Annotated in this window: 13 protein-coding genes; 7 read left to right on the top strand and 6 right to left on the bottom strand. The window is 71.2% G+C overall.

The features are described from left to right. Positions 1-49: 49 nt before the first annotated feature. Positions 50-1,606, bottom strand: a complete 1,557-nt coding sequence (locus ACFO6Q_RS01785; protein WP_380018769.1) for an FAD-dependent oxidoreductase — start codon at positions 1,604-1,606, stop codon at positions 50-52. Further along, complete coding sequence (gene gltB / locus ACFO6Q_RS01780; RefSeq protein WP_380018768.1) at positions 1,603-6,093, bottom strand: glutamate synthase large subunit; 4,491 nt, start codon at positions 6,091-6,093, stop codon at positions 1,603-1,605. Before gltB ends, ACFO6Q_RS01785 begins: the two co-directional genes overlap by 4 nt. A 453-nt stretch (positions 6,094-6,546) precedes the next feature. On the opposite strand from gltB, the gene ACFO6Q_RS01775 reads away from it, so the two are divergent. From ACFO6Q_RS01775 to ACFO6Q_RS01760, 4 genes are all read left to right on the top strand, one after another. After that, complete coding sequence (locus ACFO6Q_RS01775; protein WP_380018767.1) at positions 6,547-7,863, top strand: NupC/NupG family nucleoside CNT transporter; 1,317 nt, start codon at positions 6,547-6,549, stop codon at positions 7,861-7,863. A 115-nt stretch (positions 7,864-7,978) separates the two neighbouring features. Further along, positions 7,979-8,338, top strand: a complete 360-nt coding sequence (locus ACFO6Q_RS01770; RefSeq protein ID WP_380018766.1) for a DUF4398 domain-containing protein — start codon at positions 7,979-7,981, stop codon at positions 8,336-8,338. Further along, positions 8,335-9,123 carry an OmpA family protein gene (locus ACFO6Q_RS01765; protein WP_380018765.1) on the top strand — a complete coding sequence of 263 codons (789 nt, stop codon included), beginning with the start codon at positions 8,335-8,337 and terminating at the stop codon, positions 9,121-9,123. The genes ACFO6Q_RS01770 and ACFO6Q_RS01765 overlap by 4 nt, the downstream gene beginning before the upstream one ends. Positions 9,124-9,196: 73 nt before the next feature. Then, entirely contained in the window at positions 9,197-10,171 is a 975-nt protein-coding gene (locus tag ACFO6Q_RS01760; RefSeq protein WP_380018764.1) for a ribokinase, read from the top strand. 28 nt (positions 10,172-10,199) lie between these two features. Here the strand turns inward: ACFO6Q_RS01760 and ACFO6Q_RS01755 are convergent, their stop codons facing one another. The 3 genes from ACFO6Q_RS01755 to ACFO6Q_RS01745 form a co-directional block, all read right to left on the bottom strand. Further along, on the bottom strand, positions 10,200-10,802 hold the full coding sequence (locus ACFO6Q_RS01755; protein WP_380018763.1) for a hypothetical protein: 603 nt from the start codon (positions 10,800-10,802) through the stop codon (positions 10,200-10,202). Positions 10,803-10,810: 8 nt separating this feature from the next. Continuing rightward, positions 10,811-12,196, bottom strand: a complete 1,386-nt coding sequence (locus ACFO6Q_RS01750; protein WP_380018762.1) for a hypothetical protein — start codon at positions 12,194-12,196, stop codon at positions 10,811-10,813. A 107-nt stretch (positions 12,197-12,303) separates the two neighbouring features. Then, on the bottom strand, positions 12,304-12,978 hold the full coding sequence (locus tag ACFO6Q_RS01745; protein ID WP_380018761.1) for a DedA family protein: 675 nt from the start codon (positions 12,976-12,978) through the stop codon (positions 12,304-12,306). Positions 12,979-13,145: 167 nt separating this feature from the next. Between ACFO6Q_RS01745 and dusB the strand changes: the two genes are divergently transcribed. The 3 genes from dusB (at position 13,146) to ACFO6Q_RS01730 (ending at position 15,953) form a co-directional block, all read left to right on the top strand. Then, positions 13,146-14,144, top strand: a complete 999-nt coding sequence (gene dusB, locus ACFO6Q_RS01740; protein WP_380018760.1) for a tRNA dihydrouridine synthase DusB — start codon at positions 13,146-13,148, stop codon at positions 14,142-14,144. 50 nt (positions 14,145-14,194) lie between these two features. Next, positions 14,195-15,226 carry a YncE family protein gene (locus tag ACFO6Q_RS01735; RefSeq protein ID WP_380018759.1) on the top strand — a complete coding sequence of 344 codons (1,032 nt, stop codon included), beginning with the start codon at positions 14,195-14,197 and terminating at the stop codon, positions 15,224-15,226. Between the two features lie 82 nt (positions 15,227-15,308). Continuing rightward, a complete protein-coding gene (locus ACFO6Q_RS01730) occupies positions 15,309-15,953 on the top strand; it encodes a dihydrofolate reductase family protein (protein ID WP_380018758.1) in 645 nt (214 codons plus the stop codon). 24 nt (positions 15,954-15,977) lie between these two features. Here ACFO6Q_RS01730 and ACFO6Q_RS01725 read toward each other — a convergent pair whose 3' ends face one another. Then, positions 15,978-16,919 (bottom strand): aspartyl/asparaginyl beta-hydroxylase domain-containing protein, encoded by a 942-nt coding sequence (locus tag ACFO6Q_RS01725; protein WP_380018757.1) that lies wholly within the window; start codon positions 16,917-16,919, stop codon positions 15,978-15,980. Positions 16,920-16,981: the final 62 nt, after the last annotated feature.

Raw genomic sequence — 16,981 nt, 5'->3', positions numbered from 1 at the left:
CGGGTGCGTCGATGCCGTCTTCCGCACCCGCCGCGCCGGCGGCCGGGGATCAGGCGGTGACGCTCTCGGCCGCGGCCTGCGCCGTCGCGAACGCCTCCACGATCGACGCCGCCGCCTCGCGCCCGTCGTGCACGGCGCGCACGACGAGGTCGGCGCCGCGCACGTTGTCGCCGCCGGCGAACACGCGCGGGTGGGCGGTCTGGAACGGCAGGCGGCCGGCGCCGCCGACGATCAGGCGCCCGCCGTCGTCGAGCTCGATGCCGGCGCTGCGGCACCAGTCCGGCGGACTCGGGCGGAATCCGAAGGCGACGATGACGACGTCGGCGCGCAGCGTCTCCTCGCTGCCCGCCACCGGCTCCGGCCGTGCGCGGCCGCGGCCGTCGGCGACCAGGCGCGTCTCGACCACGCGCAGGCCCTCGACGCGATCCGTGCCGAGCACCTGCAGCGGCTGGCGGTTGAACAGGAAGCGCACGCCTTCCTCGCGTGCGTTCTTCACCTCGCGCCGGCTGCCGGGCATGTTGGCTTCGTCGCGGCGGTAGACGCACGTCACCGACGCCGCGCCGAGGCGGATCGCCGTGCGGTTGCAGTCCATGCCGGTGTCGCCGCCGCCGAGTACGACCACGTGCCTGCCGCGCAGGTCCAGGTCAGTGAGATCCTGCGATCCGGAGACGGATCGCTCGCGCAGGCCGGGCGCCAGCGCGGTCTGCGGCGCAGACGAATCCGGGCTCGCTCCGGACTCGTCGAATCGAACCGGATCAGGACGGTCCGTGTTCGATGAAGGAGAACTGCGCAGCAGCCGGCGCACGTTGGCGATCAGGAACGGCAGCGCCGGCAGCACGCCGGGCAGGCGGTCGCCGGGAAGGTCCGCGGCGACCTCGCGATACGCGCCGGTGCCGACGAAGACCGCGTCGTAGTGGTCCAGCAGCGCGTCGAAGGCGAGGTCGCGGCCGATCTCCACGCCGAGGCGGAACTCCACACCCATGCCTTCGAGCACCTGCCGGCGCAGCCGCACGACGTCCTTGTCGAGCTTGAACGGCGGAATGCCGAAGGTCAGCAGCCCGCCGATTTCCTCGTAGCGGTCGAACACCGTGGCCGACACGCCGGCGCGCGCGAGGCGGTCGGCGGCCGACAGTCCGGCCGGGCCGGCGCCGACGATCGCCACGCGCCGGCCGCTCGGCCGCACGTCCGACAGGTCCGGGCGCCAGCCCTGCTGGAAGGCGAGGTCGACGATGTTCTTCTCGATCGCGCCGATGGTGACCGCGCCGAAGCCGTCGGCGAGCGTGCAGTCGCCCTCGCACAGGCGGTCCTGCGGACAGACCCGGCCGCAGATCTCCGGCAGCGGGTTGGTCTCGTGCATCAGCGTGGCCGCCTCGAACACGCGGCCTTCCTTCGCCAGCTTCAGCCAGTTCGGGATGTAGTTGTGCACCGGGCACTTCCACTCGCAGTACGGATTGCCGCAGTCGATGCAGCGCGCCGCCTGCTGCTCGCCCTGGCCGGCGTCGAAGCCGCCGTAGATCTCGCCCCAGCCGAGCACGCGCAAGGCGACCGGAACCTCGCGCGGCATCGCGCGCGGGATCTCCACGAAGTACGGATTCTTCTCCTTCATGCCGCGCGCCTCAGCTCGTCGATCAGCGAATCGACGCTGGCCGCCTTCGGCTTGACCAGCCAGAACTTGGGCAGCAGGTCGCGGAAATGCGACTGGATCTGCGCGCCCCACGCGCTGCCGGTGGCGCGCACGTGCTCGGCGACCAGGCCGGACAGGTGTTGCAGGTGGTTCTCCATGCCTTCCGGCGAGATGCGCTGGATGTCGATCAGCTCGTGGTTGTAGCGGTCGACGAAGTCGCGTTCGGTGTCGAGCACGTAGGCGAAGCCGCCGGTCATGCCGGCGCCGAAGTTGATGCCGGTGCGGCCGAGCACGACGACGATGCCGCCGGTCATGTACTCGCAGGTGTGGTCACCGGTGCCCTCGACCACCGCCAGCGCGCCGGAGTTGCGCACCGCGAAGCGCTCGCCGGCCGTGCCGGCGGCGTACAGCTCGCCGCCGGTCGCGCCGTACAGGCAGGTGTTGCCGACGATGACCGCGTCGCGCGCGACGAAGCCGGCGTCGTGCGGCGGATGCACGACGATGCGCCCGCCGGCCATGCCCTTGCCGACGCCGTCGTTGGCCTCGCCTTCGAGCACGATGTGCACGCCGCCGGCGTTCCACGCGCCCAGGCTCTGGCCGGCGCTGCCGGAAAGGCGCAGGGTGATCGGATGCGCGTCCATGCCGCGGTCGCCGTGGCGGCGCGCGACCTCGCCGGACAGGCGCGCGCCGAGCGAGCGGTCGGTGTTGCTCACCGCGTAGCGGAACTCGCCGCCGCGCCGGTGCTCGACCGCGAAGCGCGTGTCCTCGGCGATGCGCGCCGCCAGCGAGCCGGGATCGCGCGGCACGTTGCGCGCGCCGGAGCACACCTGCGACTGGCCGTCGACGAAGCCGGCCGCGTTGAGCAGCGGCGCGACGTCGACGCGTTCGTGCTTGCCGGCAAGATCGCCGCGCCGGCGCACCAGGTCGACGCGGCCGACCAGCTCCTCGAGCCGGCGCAGGCCCAGCCGCGCGAGGTGCCCGCGCACGTCCTCGGCGACGAAGCGGAAGTAGCGCATGACCAGCTCGGCGGTGCCGACGAAATGGTTCTTGCGCAGCACGTCGAGCTGGGTGGCGACACCCGTCGCGCAGGTGTTCAGATGGCAGATGCGCAGGTACTTGCAGCCCATCGCGATCATCGGCGCGGTGCCGAAGCCGAAGCTCTCGGCGCCGAGGATCGCCGCCTTGATCACGTCCAGGCCGGTCTTCAGGCCGCCGTCGGTCTGCAGCCGCACGCGCTCGCGCAGGCCGTTGCGGCGCAATGTCTCGTGCGCCTCGGCCAGGCCGAGTTCCCACGGCACGCCGGCGTAGCGGATCGAAGTCAGCGGGCTGGCGCCGGTGCCGCCGTCGTGGCCGGAGATCGTGATCAGGTCCGCGTAGGCCTTCACCACGCCGGCGGCGATCGTGCCGACGCCGGCGTGCGCGACCAGCTTGACCGAGACCAGCGCGTCGGGATTGACCTCCTTCAGGTCGAAGATCAGCTGCGCGAGGTCCTCAATCGAATAGATGTCATGGTGCGGCGGCGGCGAGATCAGGCCGATGCCCGGCCGCGCGTAGCGCAGGCGCGCGATCAGCTCGTTGACCTTGTGGCCGGGCAGCTGGCCGCCCTCGCCGGGCTTGGCACCCTGCGCGATCTTGATCTGCAGCACCTCGGCGTTGACCAGGTATTCCGGCGTCACGCCGAAGCGCGCCGAGGCGACCTGCTTGATCTTCGACATCTTGTCGGTGCCGTAGCGCGCCGGATCCTCGCCGCCCTCGCCGGAATTGCTGCGCGCGCCGAGCCGGTTCATCGCCTGCGCCAGGGTCTCGTGCGCTTCCGGGGAGAGCGCGCCGAGCGACATGCCGGCCGAGTCGAAGCGCTTGAGGATCGCCTCGACCGGTTCGACCTCCTCGAGCGGAACCGGCGCGAGGTCGTCGCGCAGCTCGAGCAGGTCGCGCAGCGCGGCCGGCGCGCGGCCGTCGACGAGGTCGGCGTAGCGGCGGTAGTCAGCGGTGTCGCCGCTGCGCACCGCGGCCTGCAGCGTGCCGACCACGTCGGGGTTGTAGGCGTGGAACTCGCCGCCGTGCACGTACTTGAGCAGGCCGCCGGGCGACAGGCGCGCGCCGTCGTCGAACGCGGCCAGCAGGCGTTCGCGCTGCTCGTCCTCCAGGTCGGCGAAGAGCGTGCCGCCGATGCGTGCGGGCGCGCCGGCGAAACACAGGTCGACCACGGCGCGGTCGAGGCCGACGATCTCGAACAGCTGCGCGCCGCGGTAGCCGGCGATGGTCGAGATGCCCATCTTGGAGATGATCTTCAGCAGGCCCTTGCGGATGCCCTTGCGGTAGGTGCGGCCGAGCTCGCGCGGCTCGCCGTCGTGGTCGCGGATGCGTCCGTTGCGGCCGAGGTCGAACAGCGTCTGGTAGGCGAGGTAGGGATACACCGCCGATGCGCCGAAGCCGATCAGGCAGGCGAAGTGGTGCGCGTCGCGCGCGGTGCCGGTCTCCACCAGCAGGTTGCAGTCGCAGCGCAGCTGCGCCGCCACCAGCGCCTGGTGGATCGCGCCGGTGGCGAGCAGGGCGTGGATCGGCAGCTTGTCCGGCGGCTGCGGCCCGGCTGGCTGGGGTGGATATCGGTCGCTTAGGAACACCAGCCGCGCGCCGGCGCGCACGGCGGTGGTCGCCTCGATGCAGATGCGCTTGAGCGCCGCCTCGAGGCCTTCGCTGCGGCGGTAGTAGAGGTCGACGAAGCACTGCGCGTTGGCGAACTGCGGCAGCGCCAGCAGCTGGCGCAGCTTGCGCTGCGACAGGATCGGCGAGGTCAGCAGCACCTGGGTCGCGTTTGCCGCCGACAGCTCGAAGATGTTGCCTTCCGGGCCGATCTGCGTGACCAGCGACATCACCGCCGTCTCGCGCAGCGGATCGATCGGCGGATTGGTGACCTGCGCGAAAGCCTGGCGGAAATAGTCGTACAACGGCCGCGCCTCGCCCGACAGCGCGGCGATCGGCGTGTCGTCGCCCATCGAGCCGGTCGCCTCCACGCCGTCCTCGGCCAGCGCGGTCAGGATCGTGTCGCGCTCCTCGCGCGACAGGCCGAACAGTTTCTGGAAGCGCGCCAGCAGCTCGGGCGGGAACGGCTCGGCGGCCAGGCTCGGGTCGATCAGGTGCGACTCGAGATAGGTCACGCCCTCGCGCAGCCACTGCTTGAACGGCGCCAGGCTGCGGTTCAGCGCGTCGACGTCGGCGTTCTTCAGCAGGCGGTGCTCGGCGAGGTCGGCGGCGATCATCTCGCCCGGTCCGAGGCGGCCCTTCTCGACCAGGTCGGCGTCGGCGTAGTCCCAGATGCCCGCTTCCGAGGCGACCACCAGGTGCCGGTCGGCCGACAGCGCCCAGCGCGCCGGGCGCAGGCCGTTGCGGTCCAGCGTGCAGGCGGCGTAGCGGCCGTCGCACATGACCAGGCCGGCCGGGCCGTCCCACGGCTCGGTGTGCAGGCCGTAGTACTCGTAGAACGCGGCGAGGTCGGCATCGACGTCCTCGCGCGCCGACCACGCCGGCGGCACCAGGATGCGCATCGCGGTCGGCAGCGCGATGCCGCCGATCAGCAGCAGCTCGAGCGCGTTGTCCAGGCTCTGCGAATCCGAGCCGGACATCGTCACCAGCGCGCCGAGCGTGGAGAAGTCGAACTGCGGCGAGACCAGCTTCTTCGCGCGCGCCGCCATCCAGCTGCGGTTGGCGCGGATCGTGTTGATCTCGCCGTTGTGCGCGAGGTAGCGGAACGGCTGCGCCAGCCGCCATTGCGGCGTGGTGTTGGTCGAGAAGCGGTTGTGGAACACCGCCGCGCAGGCGGCCAGGTCCGGCCGCGCGAGGTCCGGATAGAAGCGCCGCAGCGCGCCCGGCAGCACCATCGCCTTGTAGCCGATCATCGAGGCCGACAGCGAGACGATGTAGAAATGCTCCTCGTCCGGCAGCGCGTTGGTGGCCAGGCGTCGCGCGCGGTAGAGCTTGCGGTCGAATGCGGCCTCGTCGAAACCGGCCGCCTCGGGCGCGTCGACGAACAGCTGCGCGATGCGCGGCAGCGAGGCGGCGGCCTGCTCGCCGCAGACCGAAAGATCGAGCGGCACCTCGCGCCAGCCGGCGATGCCCAGTCCCTCGTCGCGCAGGCGCGCTTCCAGTTCGGCGACGGACTGCTCGCGCAGCGCCGGGTCCGGCGACAGGAACACGAGTCCGGCGGCGAAGTGCGGGCCCGGGGAAATGCCGGCCTCGGCGGCGAGCGCGCGCAGCCAGGCCGTCGGCCGGTGCAGCAGGATGCCGCAGCCGTCGCCGGAGAGCCCGTCGGCGCCGACCGCGCCGCGATGCGCCATGCGCTCGAGAGCGCCGAACGCCTTGTCGACCAGTCCGGTTCCGGCGCGCGCGTCGATCTGCGCGATCAGCCCGAAGCCGCAGCTGTCGTGTTCGTAGGCCGGGTCGTACAGGCCTGCATGCCGGGTTGCTGCCATCGTGCGCTGCCTCCGCATGGCGGCGTACCCCGTCGAAGCCTGTCGACGACTTTCCGTGAATGGGCGTCTATACGTCCATTCCTGAAGTCACTCCGCAAGGGGGAACGCTCGCTCCGACTAGAACACATTTGCTGCAGAGCGTCAAAGGCTCCGGCGAGCCGGTGTCGTCACCGCTCCCGCGTCCGGGAGAGGTTGCGCCGTCGGCGCGGGTGAGGGGAGTCGTGAAACGGCCTCGCGAGGGACGGCCTCGCGAAAAGAACCCTCACCCCAACCCTCTCCCGCAAGCGGGAGAGGGAGAACAGGCCGCCTTCACCTCTACCGTTGCAGGAGAAGGGGCGGCAGCGCCCGACGCAAGGATCGGAATGTCCGCGACCGTCTCGCCTTGCGCAAGCATTTGCCGCTGCTCTACATTCCCCCGATTGCCGGCGCACAGGCGCTTGGGGGAGAACAAGCATGCTGCAGGCGCTGGGCCACATCGCGTTCGGACTGTTCGGTCTCGCGGTGCTGATCGCGATCGCGTTCGCGTTCTCCAACAACAAGCGTGCGGTGAGCTGGCGCCTGGTCGCCACCGGTCTGCTGCTGCAGATCGTGTTCGCCACGATCGTGCTCAAGCTGCCGCTCGGGCGCGAGGTGTTCAACGGCATCGCCACCGGCTTCGTGAAGCTGCTGGATTTCGTCAAGGTCGGCTCCGACTTCATCTTCGGCAGCTTCATGGACGTGTCGAAGTTCGGCTTCGTATTCGCCGTGCAGGTGCTGCCGACGATCATCTTCTTCGCCGCGCTGACCGGCGTGCTGTACCACATCGGCTTCATGCAGCAGATCGTCAAGGGCATGGCCTGGGTCATCACCAAGGTCATGAACGTATCCGGTGCGGAGACCACCAGCGTCTGCGCCAGCGTGTTCATCGGCCAGACCGAGGCGCCGCTGACGATCAAGCCGTACATCGAGCGCATGACGCAGTCGGAGCTGATGACGGTGATGATCGGCGGCATGGCGCACATCGCCGGTTCCGTGATGGCCGCCTACGTCGGTCTGCTCGGCGGCGAGGACCCGGCGCAGCGCGTGTTCTTCGCCACGCACCTGCTCACCGCCAGCATCATGGCCGCGCCGGCGACGATGATGCTGGCCAAGATCCTCGTTCCGGAAACCGGCGAGCCGCTGACGCGCGGCACGGTCAAGCTCGAGGTGGAGAAGACCACCGCGAACGTCATCGACGCGGCGGCCACCGGTGCCGCCGACGGCCTGCGCCTGGCGCTGAACGTCGGCGCGATGCTGCTCGCCTTCATCGCCCTCGTCGCGCTGCTCAACGCGCCGTTCCAGTGGCTGGGCGCGCACGCCTGGGGCGCGACGGCCGATTCCTCGCTCAATGCATGGCTCAGCGCGCAGGCCGGTCATCCGGTCGAGCTGTCGCTGCAGACGCTGTTCGGCTGGGTCCTCGCGCCGCTGGCCTGGCTGATCGGCGTGCCCTGGGCGGAGGCGCCGCTGGTCGGCAGCTTCATCGGCCAGAAGGTCGTCATCAACGAGTTCGTCGCCTACGTCGACATGTCCAAGCACCTGTCGCAGCTGAGCCAGCAGAGTCAGCTGATCGCGACCTACGCGCTGTGCGGCTTCGCCAACTTCTCCTCGATCGCGATCCAGATCGGCGGCATCGGCGGCCTGGCGCCGAACCGCCGCGCCGATCTCGCCCGCCTCGGCCTGCGCGCCGTGCTCGGCGGTTCGATCGCGACCTTCATGACGGCGACGATCGCGGGAGTGCTGGAGCAGCTCTGAAGCGGCTCCGGCGGAGTTTCGTCGACGTTCACGGCGGCGCTCGCATAGTCGACGACGGGAAGCGGGCCGGCGGTGCCGGTCGCCGCCGGTGGTCCTCGACGTCACGGAGGCCGCCATGTTCCGAATCCTGTTCCTGCTGATCCTGCTCTCGTGCGGCAGCGTCGCGCTCGCCGCCGAGCGCAAGGACGCCGAACTCGCGCTGGTGCAGGCGAGCACCGCCGTCCAGAACGCCGGCCGCGACGACGCGGCCACCTACGCCGCCACCGAGTTCGCCACCGCCCAGGCGATGCTGGCGAGCGCGACCGACGCGTTCGAGACGCGCGCCTGGACGCGCAGCGCGATCTACGCCGAGCGCGCCCGCGTCGACGGCGATCTGGCCGCCGCGCGCGGCCGCCAGTTCCGCGCCGAGGCCGCCGCGGCCGAACTCGAACGCAGCCTCGACAGCCTGCGTGCCCAGATCGGAGGTTCGCCATGAACGCCCTGAACGCACGTCTTTCCTCCTTCGCCGTGCTGCTGGCGCTGGCCGGCTGCGTCAGCGTGCCGCCGGCCGCGCCGCCGGAGCTGGCGCGGTTGCAGAACCAGCTCGACGAGCTGCACCGCGACCCGCGCGTCGTCGACTACGGCGGCGCCGAACTGGACAACGCCGATTTCGCCGTGAACGGACTGACGCGCGACTACCGCAACCTCGGCGAGGCGACGCGCGAGCAGAGCGTCTACGTCGCCGAACGGCTCGTGCGCATCGCGCAAGCCAGCGCCCTGGCGCGCTACGCCGAACAGCGCAGCCGCGACCTCGGCGCGCAGCGCGAGCAGTTGCTCGCGCGCGCCAGCGTGCGCGAGGTGCCGCCGCAGCGAACCGTCGCCGGCGCGGAATGGGTGGCGCCCGAGCGCGGCACGCTGATGGCGATCCAGAACCGCCTGCCGAACATGGAGTCGCGCCTGGACGCGCGCGGCCTGGTCGTGCGCCTGGGCGAATACCAGTTCCAGCCGGGCGGCAGCGCGCCGACGCCGACCGCCGAGCGCTCGCTCGACCGGCTCGCCAGCGTGCTGCGCGACGAGCCGACCACGCGCGTTTCCGTCGAGGGCGTCGACAGCGCCGGCGGGCGCGAGCTGGCGCTCGGCCGCGCCGCGGCGGTGCGCGATTACCTCGACGCGCGCGGCATTCCGGCCGATCGCGTCAGCGTGCGCAGCGTCGATCCGTACGCCGCGGGCGTCAGCGCGCAGGAACGCCGCGTCGACGTGGTGATCCTCGCCGCGCGCTGATCGGACGCGTTGATCGAAGCCGCCGCCCGCCCGCTACACTGCGCTTCGGAAAAGAGCGGGCGGGCGAGCGGCGATGGCGGACGTGGTCGTGGTCGGTTCCTACGTGCAGGATCACATCTGGCGACTCGACCGCTTTCCGCAGCCCGGCGAGACGCGTCGCGCGGCGGCATTCCACACCGGTCCCGGCGGAAAGGGCTTCAACCAGGCGGTCGCCTGCCTGCGCCAGGGTGTGGCCAGTGCCTTCATCGGTGCGCTCGGCGACGACGCCCTCGGCGCCGTCGCGCAACGCTTCGCGGCCGACGAGCAGCTGCCGTGCCGCTGGCAGATCCACGCGGAACGCTCGACCGCGACCTCGGGCATCTTCGTCGATCGCGACGGCGCGCCGATGAACGTCGTGCAGCTCGACGCGAATGAGGCGCTGACGCCGGACTTCGTGCACGCGCAGGAGGACCTGTTCGCCGGCGCGAAGCTGTTGCTGCTGCAGCTGGAAAACGACATCGCCGCCACGCGTGCCGCACTGCAGGCCGCCACGCGCCACGGCCTGCTGCGCCTGATGAACCCGGCGCCGGTGCGCGCCGAGTTCGACGCCGATCTGCTCGCGCTGTGCGACCTGATCACGCCGAACGAAACCGAGTTCGCGCAGCTGCTGGCGCAGATCGCCGGCGTGCACGTGGAGGCGGGCAGCCTCGCCTCGTGCGACGACGCGCAACTGCATGCGCTGGCACGACGGCTCGGCGCGCTGACGGTGGTGCTGACGCTCGGCGCGCGCGGCTGCTTCGTCTCGCACGCCGACGGCGAGCGCCGCGGTGATACAGCCGTGTGCTACCGGCTCGCGCCGGAGCGCGTCGAGGCGATCGACGCGACAGGTGCCGGCGATGCGTTCTCCGGTGCGCTGGCGGCGGCGATCGTGCGCGGCCAGGGGCGGCCGTTCCGCGCGGCCGTTCAGCACGCCAATCGCGTCGCCGCGCTGTCCACCGAGCGCGCCGGAACGGCGCCGGTGATGCCGCGCTACGAGGACGTGGAACGACGTTTCGGTGCGCCCGGCTGAGGCACCGGGCACGTGACGGCCGCAGCGCTCAGGTCTTCCTCGCGGCCTGCAGCTCGGCCAGGGCGCGGCGGCGTTCGCCGGCGTCGGCCGAGGTCAGGCGTTCTTCCCAGACGACCAGGTTGCGATCGACGCGTCCGCGCGGCACCAGGCCGGAACGGTAGATGACCTCATCGGCCAGGCACGTGCGCAGCCCGGCCTGGTCCTCCTCGACCAGGCGATGCTCGAAGGCGTCGAGCACCGCGCTCGAATCGTCCTCGATCCGGGTCAGGTAGGTCAGCGCCTTTTCGCGCGTGTTCGGCTCGGGCGCGCCGAGCAGTTCGATCAGCGCAGCCTCGTGCGCGCGCTCGCGCGTCGCGTCGAACAGCGCACCGAGCGCGATCGCGCGGCAGACGCCGTTCGGCGCCTCGGCGAGCTTGCGTTCGAGCAGGTCGCGCGCCTGCGGCAGCTCGAGCTTGCCGAGCGCCTGCATCGCCACCTCGTCGTACTGTCCGGCCGGCAGCCGCGCGGCGGCGAGGCCGAACACGCGTTCGCGATCGCCGTCGGCCAGCGCGGTGAAATGGCCGGCACCGAAGCCTTCGAGCGCGAGGCGTCCGTCGCTCTCGAACACCTGCACGATCTGGTCGAACGACATGCTCGAAATCACTTGGGGGCGGGAGTCACGATGACCGGGTCGTGGATCTGCGTGATCCTGCCGGTTTTCAGGCCTTCCTTCAACGCCGGCAGTTCCACCTGCTTCCACACGTCGCCGCCGCCGACAGCGGCCTTCTCCGGGCTCTGCACGACGAACACCTCGCCGCGCGCGCTCTCGGCGTAATTGTGCGACAGGCGGCCCCAGAACGTTTCCAGCATCGGCTTGGTGCTGCCGTCGGCGTTCTTGTACGGGAAGTGCTGGTTGATCAGGTCGACCTGCTTGCCGCCGACGTCGACCTTCCAGTTGTCGACGACGCGACCGCCGGGCGTGGTCTCCAGGGTCAGGCCGCCGTTCTTGGCAGCCAGGTCGCCGGCTTCGTTCTTCACGCCGGACCAGAAATAGGCGCCGTCCTTCGGCGCGGACACGTCCAGTCGCGCCAGCACGCCGTCCAGATCGCCGGATTCGACGAAGGGACGCAGGACCGCACGCGCCTCCTCGATCTTGCCGGCCTTGGACAGGCCGCTGATCAGGGCGCGATCCTGCTCGACGGTGCGCACGGCCACCTTGGCCGCGTCGCCGACGTCGTCGGCCCCGCGCGCGACCTTGCCCGCGTCGGCGGCGGCATCGGCCCCGCGCGCAGCCTTTCCGGCATCGCCGGCCGCGTCCAGCACGCGCGCCGCGTCGGCCGCCTTGTCCAGCGCATTGGCGCCTTCGCCGATCCGCGCCACCGCGTTGGCGCCCTGCGCGCCCTTGATCGCCGCGTTCGCCTCGCCCACGCCGATCAGCAGGCTGCCGATGTCCACCACCCCGCGACCGACGAACTTCGACCAGTCGCCCTGCGCCGCCGCATCCTGATAGCCGGCCGTCACCCCGTTCCACAGCGCCTTGGCCGTGTTCAGGTTGCCGTCCGTGTTGGTGATCCACGCCGTCGGACTGGCCAGGTTGCCCAAGGTCTCGGCTGCCTTGCCCACGTTCTCCAGCCGCTGCAGGTTCTCGCCGCCGTGGGTGGCCCACTCCAGCGGATTGACCAGCTTGCTGGCGCCGTCGGCCAGCTGCACCACGCCCTTGCCCATGTCGTACACAGCCAGGCCCGCGCCCTCGACCACGCCGATCGAGTTGGACACGTTCTCGGCCAGCGCCTTGCCGACGATGCCGCCGTGTTCCTCGCCGAACTCGACCAGGTCCTGGCGGAAGCCGTCGACGGCCTTCTCGGCGCCTTCGACCGCGCCGTCGATCTTGCCGCCGACCCAGTCCTTGGCCTGGTCGATGTCGTCGAGGCGGTCGCCGACGAAGTCCTGCGCGCCCTTGAGCGCGTCCGCGCCGGCGTCGACCGCGTCTTCGGCCGTGTTCTTGACCCAGGATGCCGCGCCGCTGATCACACTGCCGATGCCCATGTCGCGCCCTCGCCTGTCCATTGACCGCGCGCAGGCGCGGCATCTTGAGGATGGCAGACTAGGCAGTGTGTGCAGCTCCGGCCATTGGGGAAAACCCTTGCCCCGGCTCAGTGCGGCGGCGGTTCGTGCTGCGCCTGGCGCCGGGCGCGATGCGCGCGCAGCGCGCGCAGGCGCGCGTGCGCGCGACCCTTGCGCCGCCACCAGAACCAGGCGACCAGGGCGACCAGCAGCAGCGCGCCGACCAGGACCACGCTTTCGCCGCGCTTGACCCAGGCCACCAGCCACTGGTGGTTCTCGGCGCCGAAATAGCCCAGATAGACCCAGAACGGCACCGAGATCACCGCGGCGAGGCCGTCGAACAGGATGAACTGGGCGAACGACACGCGCCGGCTCATGCCGGCGGTGATGTAGATCGCCGTGCGCAGGCCGGGCAGGAAGCGCGCGACGAACATCAGCCGGCTGCCGTAGCGCGCGTACTTGTGCTGCACCTTGGCGTAGCGGCGCGGGGTCAGAACGTAGGAAACCCAGCGCCAGCGCAGCACGCGGTGGCCGAAGTAGCGGCCGGTCAGGAACATGACGACGTCGCCGATCAGCACGCCGGCGAGCCCGACCACCGCCATCACGTGCACGTTGGCGTAGCCCAGGCCGGCGATGACGCCGCCGGCGACGAGGGAAATGTCTTCCGGCAACGGGATGCCGAAGCCGCTCATCAGCAGCACCACGAACACGGCGACGTAGCCGTGTTCGGTGAAGAGGCGGATCAGGGTTTCGAGAAAAGCCATCAGCGCCAGCCCGGGCTCGGGGAGCGGCGGCGGGGCGAAGGATCGGGGACGGTCATCGCGGTCGGAAGCGGCTTCATGGGCGCGAAGTCTACCGGCTGGCGCGTGCTCCGGTGGCGACAGGTCGTCGCGCGGCTCCGCGCGCAAAGCGCCGCCGCTACAATGCGCCGATGCGCATCGGTCCCCACGCCATCGATCCGCCCGTCGTGCTCGCGCCGATGGCCGGCGTCACCGACAAGCCGTTCCGCCAGCTGTGCAAGCGGCTCGGCGCGGGCCTGGCCGTGTCGGAGATGACCATCGCCGATCCGCGCCTGTGGACGACGCGCAAGTCGATCAAGCGCATGGACCACGTCGGCGAGCCCGACCCGGTCAGCGTGCAGATCGCCGGCTACGATCCGGCGATGCTGGCCGAGGCGGCGCGCTACAACGTCGACCACGGTGCGCAGATCGTCGACATCAACATGGGCTGCCCGGCGAAGAAGGTCTGCAACGTCTGGTCCGGCAGCGCGCTGCTGCAGGACGAGGCGCTGGTCGGGCGCATCCTCGATGCCGTGGTGAAGGCCGTCGCGGTGCCGGTCACGCTGAAGATCCGCACCGGCTGGAACCGCGACAACCGCAACGGCGTGACGATCGCGCGCATCGCGGAAAGCGCCGGCGTCGCCGCGCTGGCCGTGCACGGGCGCACGCGCGCCGACCTGTACGAGGGCGAGGCGGAGTACGAGACGATCGCCGCGATCAAGGCGGCGATCGGCATCCCGGTGCTGGCCAACGGCGACGTCGACTCGCCGCGCAAGGCGCGCGAGGTGCTCGAGGCGACGAACGCCGACGCGGTCATGATCGGCCGCGCGGCGCAGGGGCGGCCGTGGATCTTCGGCGAGGTCGCGCACTTCCTCGCCACCGGGCAGACGCTGCCGCCGCCGTCGCCGGGCGAGGTGCGCGACATCCTGCTCGGCCATCTCGACGACCTCTATGCGTTCTACGGCGAGACGCAGGGCGTGCGCATCGCGCGCAAGCACCTGGGCTGGTACGCGAAGGACCGGCCGGAAAACGCCGCTTTCCGTGCCGTCGCCAATCGCGCCGAGAGCGCCGCCGAGCAGCACAGGCTGACGCGCGAGTACTTCGACGCGCTGGCCGCCGGCGCGGCCAGCGAGTTCGCCGCCGCGGCCTGACGAGCCGTCGCTCGCGGCGCGGTTTCCCCTTTCGACGCGGAGCGAAGACGATGAAGATCGCGAGGGTGCTGGCGCTGGCGGTCGCATTCGCCGCGCTCGACGGCGGCGAGGCGGCTGCCGCCGGCGTGCTGCTGGTCGGCAACAAGAGCGCGCAGTCGATGTTCGCGCTGGATCTGGGCAGCGGCGAGCGGGTGGCCGAATTCGCCACCGGCACCGGACCGCACGAGATCGACGTGTCGCGCGACCGGCGCTACGCCGTGGTCGCCAACTACGGCGCCGAACAGCCCGGTCACACGCTGAGCGTGTTCGACTGGCCGGCGCGCAAGCTGGCGCGCACGATCGACCTGGGCGCCGACACGCGCCCGTACGGCCTGCGCTTCCTCGCCGACGGCCGGCGCGTGCTGGTCACCACGGAAGGCAGCGGCAGCCTGCTCGAGGTCGACGTCGCCGCCGGCCGGGTGACGCGCCGCATCGCGGTCGGCTCCGGCAAGCCGCACATGGTCGCGGTCGCGTCGGACGGCGGCACCGCCTACGTGACCCAGGTCAACGGCGGCGTGCTCAGCCGCATCGACCTGCGTGCGGGCGTCAAGAGCGGCGAGCTGGCCACCGGCGCCGGCACCGAGGGCGTCGCGATCACGCGCGACGGTCGCGAGGTGTGGGTGACCAGCCGCGAGGCCGGCACGGTCAGCGTCGTCGACACGGCCACCTTCCGGATCACCGCGACACTGCCCAGTGCGGGCTTTCCGATCCGCGTCGCGCTCACCCCCGACGATCGCCACGTCCTGGTCGTCAACGCCAAGGCCGCCACGCTGAGCGTGTTCGACCGCGCCGCGCGCAAGCAGGTGGCCAGTGTGGACCTGCACGAACCCGGCGCGACCTACCGGCCGAGCATGCTCGGCGAAACCGCGCTGCCGATCGGCGTACGCGTCGACCCGGACGGCCGCCGCGCCTACGTGGCGATCAGCGGCGGCGACCGCGTCGCGGTGATCGACGTCGACGGCTGGAAGGTCCGCACGCACTGGACCACCGGGCGCGAACCCGACGCGCTGGCGATCGTCGAGGCCGGTCCGCGACGAGACTGAAAGAAGGCGGCGACGCCCGTCGAATCGGCGCGCCGTCGATCGTCGCGAAGAGGAAATCCTCCTTCGTGCAAAGGCCGATCCCATGACAAAGCTCGTCGTCAAAAGCTTCGCGGTCTCCCTCGACGGCTACGGCGCCGGCCCGGCGCAGGGCCTGGACCATCCGCTCGGCGTGCGCGGCCCCGAACTGATGCAGTGGTTCTTTCCCACGCGGACCTGGCGCGCCATGCAGGGGTTGGAGGGCGGCGAGATCGGCGTCGACGACGGCTTCGCCGCGCAAGGCATGCGCGGGAACGGCGCGTGGATCCTCGGGCGCAACATGTTCGGTCCGGTGCGCGGGCCGTGGCCGGACGAGGACTGGAAGGGCTGGTGGGGCGAGGAGCCGCCGTACCGCGTGCCGGTGTTCGTGCTGACGCACCATGCGCGCGCGCCGCTGCCGATGAAGGGCGGCACCGTGTTCCACTTCGTCACTGGCGGCATCCACGCCGCGCTGGAGCGCGCACGCGATGCCGCGGGCGGGCTCGACGTCCGTCTCGGCGGCGGCGCGGCGACGGTGCGCCAATACCTGCGCGCGGGGCTGATCGACGAGCTGCACCTGGCGGTGAGCCCGGTCCTGCTCGGCCGCGGCGAGTCCCTGTTCCGGGACCTCGACCTGCACGAACTCGGCTACGCGTGCGACAAGACCGTCGCCGGCGAGCGCGCGACGCATGTGATCGTGCGCCGCACGTGACGTCTCACGCGCCGCCGGCCGGTGTCAGGCGCGCAGCGGAATCCACGGCAGCACCAGCCAGCCGACCACGCAGGCGATCAGCACGATGCGCGTCAGCCGGTAGCCGAGCGGGGTGCGGCGCTTGAACGCCTTGCGCAGTTCGCCGGCGCGGTGCGCGAGCGCGTACAGGCGGTTGACCGTGCCGACGCGCTCGCCGCCGACGTTCTGCGTCGCCGTGGCCTGGCCGAGCACGCGGCTGACGAAGCGGTTGACCGCGCGCATCGGCGCCGTGCGCAGCGGCCGCTCGACGTCGCAGAACAGGATCACGCGCGTTTCCTGCGTGCGGTTCTCGGCCCAGTGCACGTAGGTCTCGTCGAACACGATGTCGCCGCCGTCGCGCCAGGAGTACAGCTCGCCGTCGACGAAGATGCGGCAGTCGTCGGAGTTGGGCGTCACCAGCCCGAGGTGATAGCGCAGGGAGCCGGCGAACGGATCGCGATGCGGGTTCAGCTTGCTGCCCGGCGGCAGCAGGGCGAACATCGCGGCCTTCACCGACGGCATCTTCTCCAGCAGCGCGACCGTCTCCGGGCACAGCGCGTGCGCCGAGGCCAGCGGTTCGCCGTACCACTTGAGATAAAAGCGCTTCCAGCCTTCCTTGAAGAACGAGGCGAAGCTGGCGTCGTTGTGCTTCTCGGCCGAGCGGATGTAGCCCTCGTCGAACAGGTGCAGGGCTTCGGCGCGGATGCGCTGCCAGTTGTCGCGCAGCAGGTCCAGGTGCGGGAACCGGGCGCGGTCGAGGATCGGCCTGGCCGGCACCGCCGAGAACGCGTACATCAGCACGTTGTACGGCGCGAAGAGGCCGGAGTGGTCGACCAGCTGGCGCCCGAACTTCAGGCGCTGGCGCCCGCGCAGGTGCACGTAGAGCACGCAGGCGAGGTAGATCGCGAACAGGAGCAGCAGGACCAGGCGGAAGGAGAGTTCGGGCACGACGGGCGAGGCGCAGCGGATTCCGGAGGCGAAGGATACGCTGCCCGGACGCGTTCCCGAAC

Origin of the sequence: Dokdonella ginsengisoli (assembly GCF_042652785.1) — a bacterium.
GTDB lineage: Bacteria > Pseudomonadota > Gammaproteobacteria > Xanthomonadales > Rhodanobacteraceae > Dokdonella_A > Dokdonella_A ginsengisoli.
Note: the sequence above shows the minus strand (reverse complement) of the source record. Positions and strands in the feature narration are given on the sequence as shown.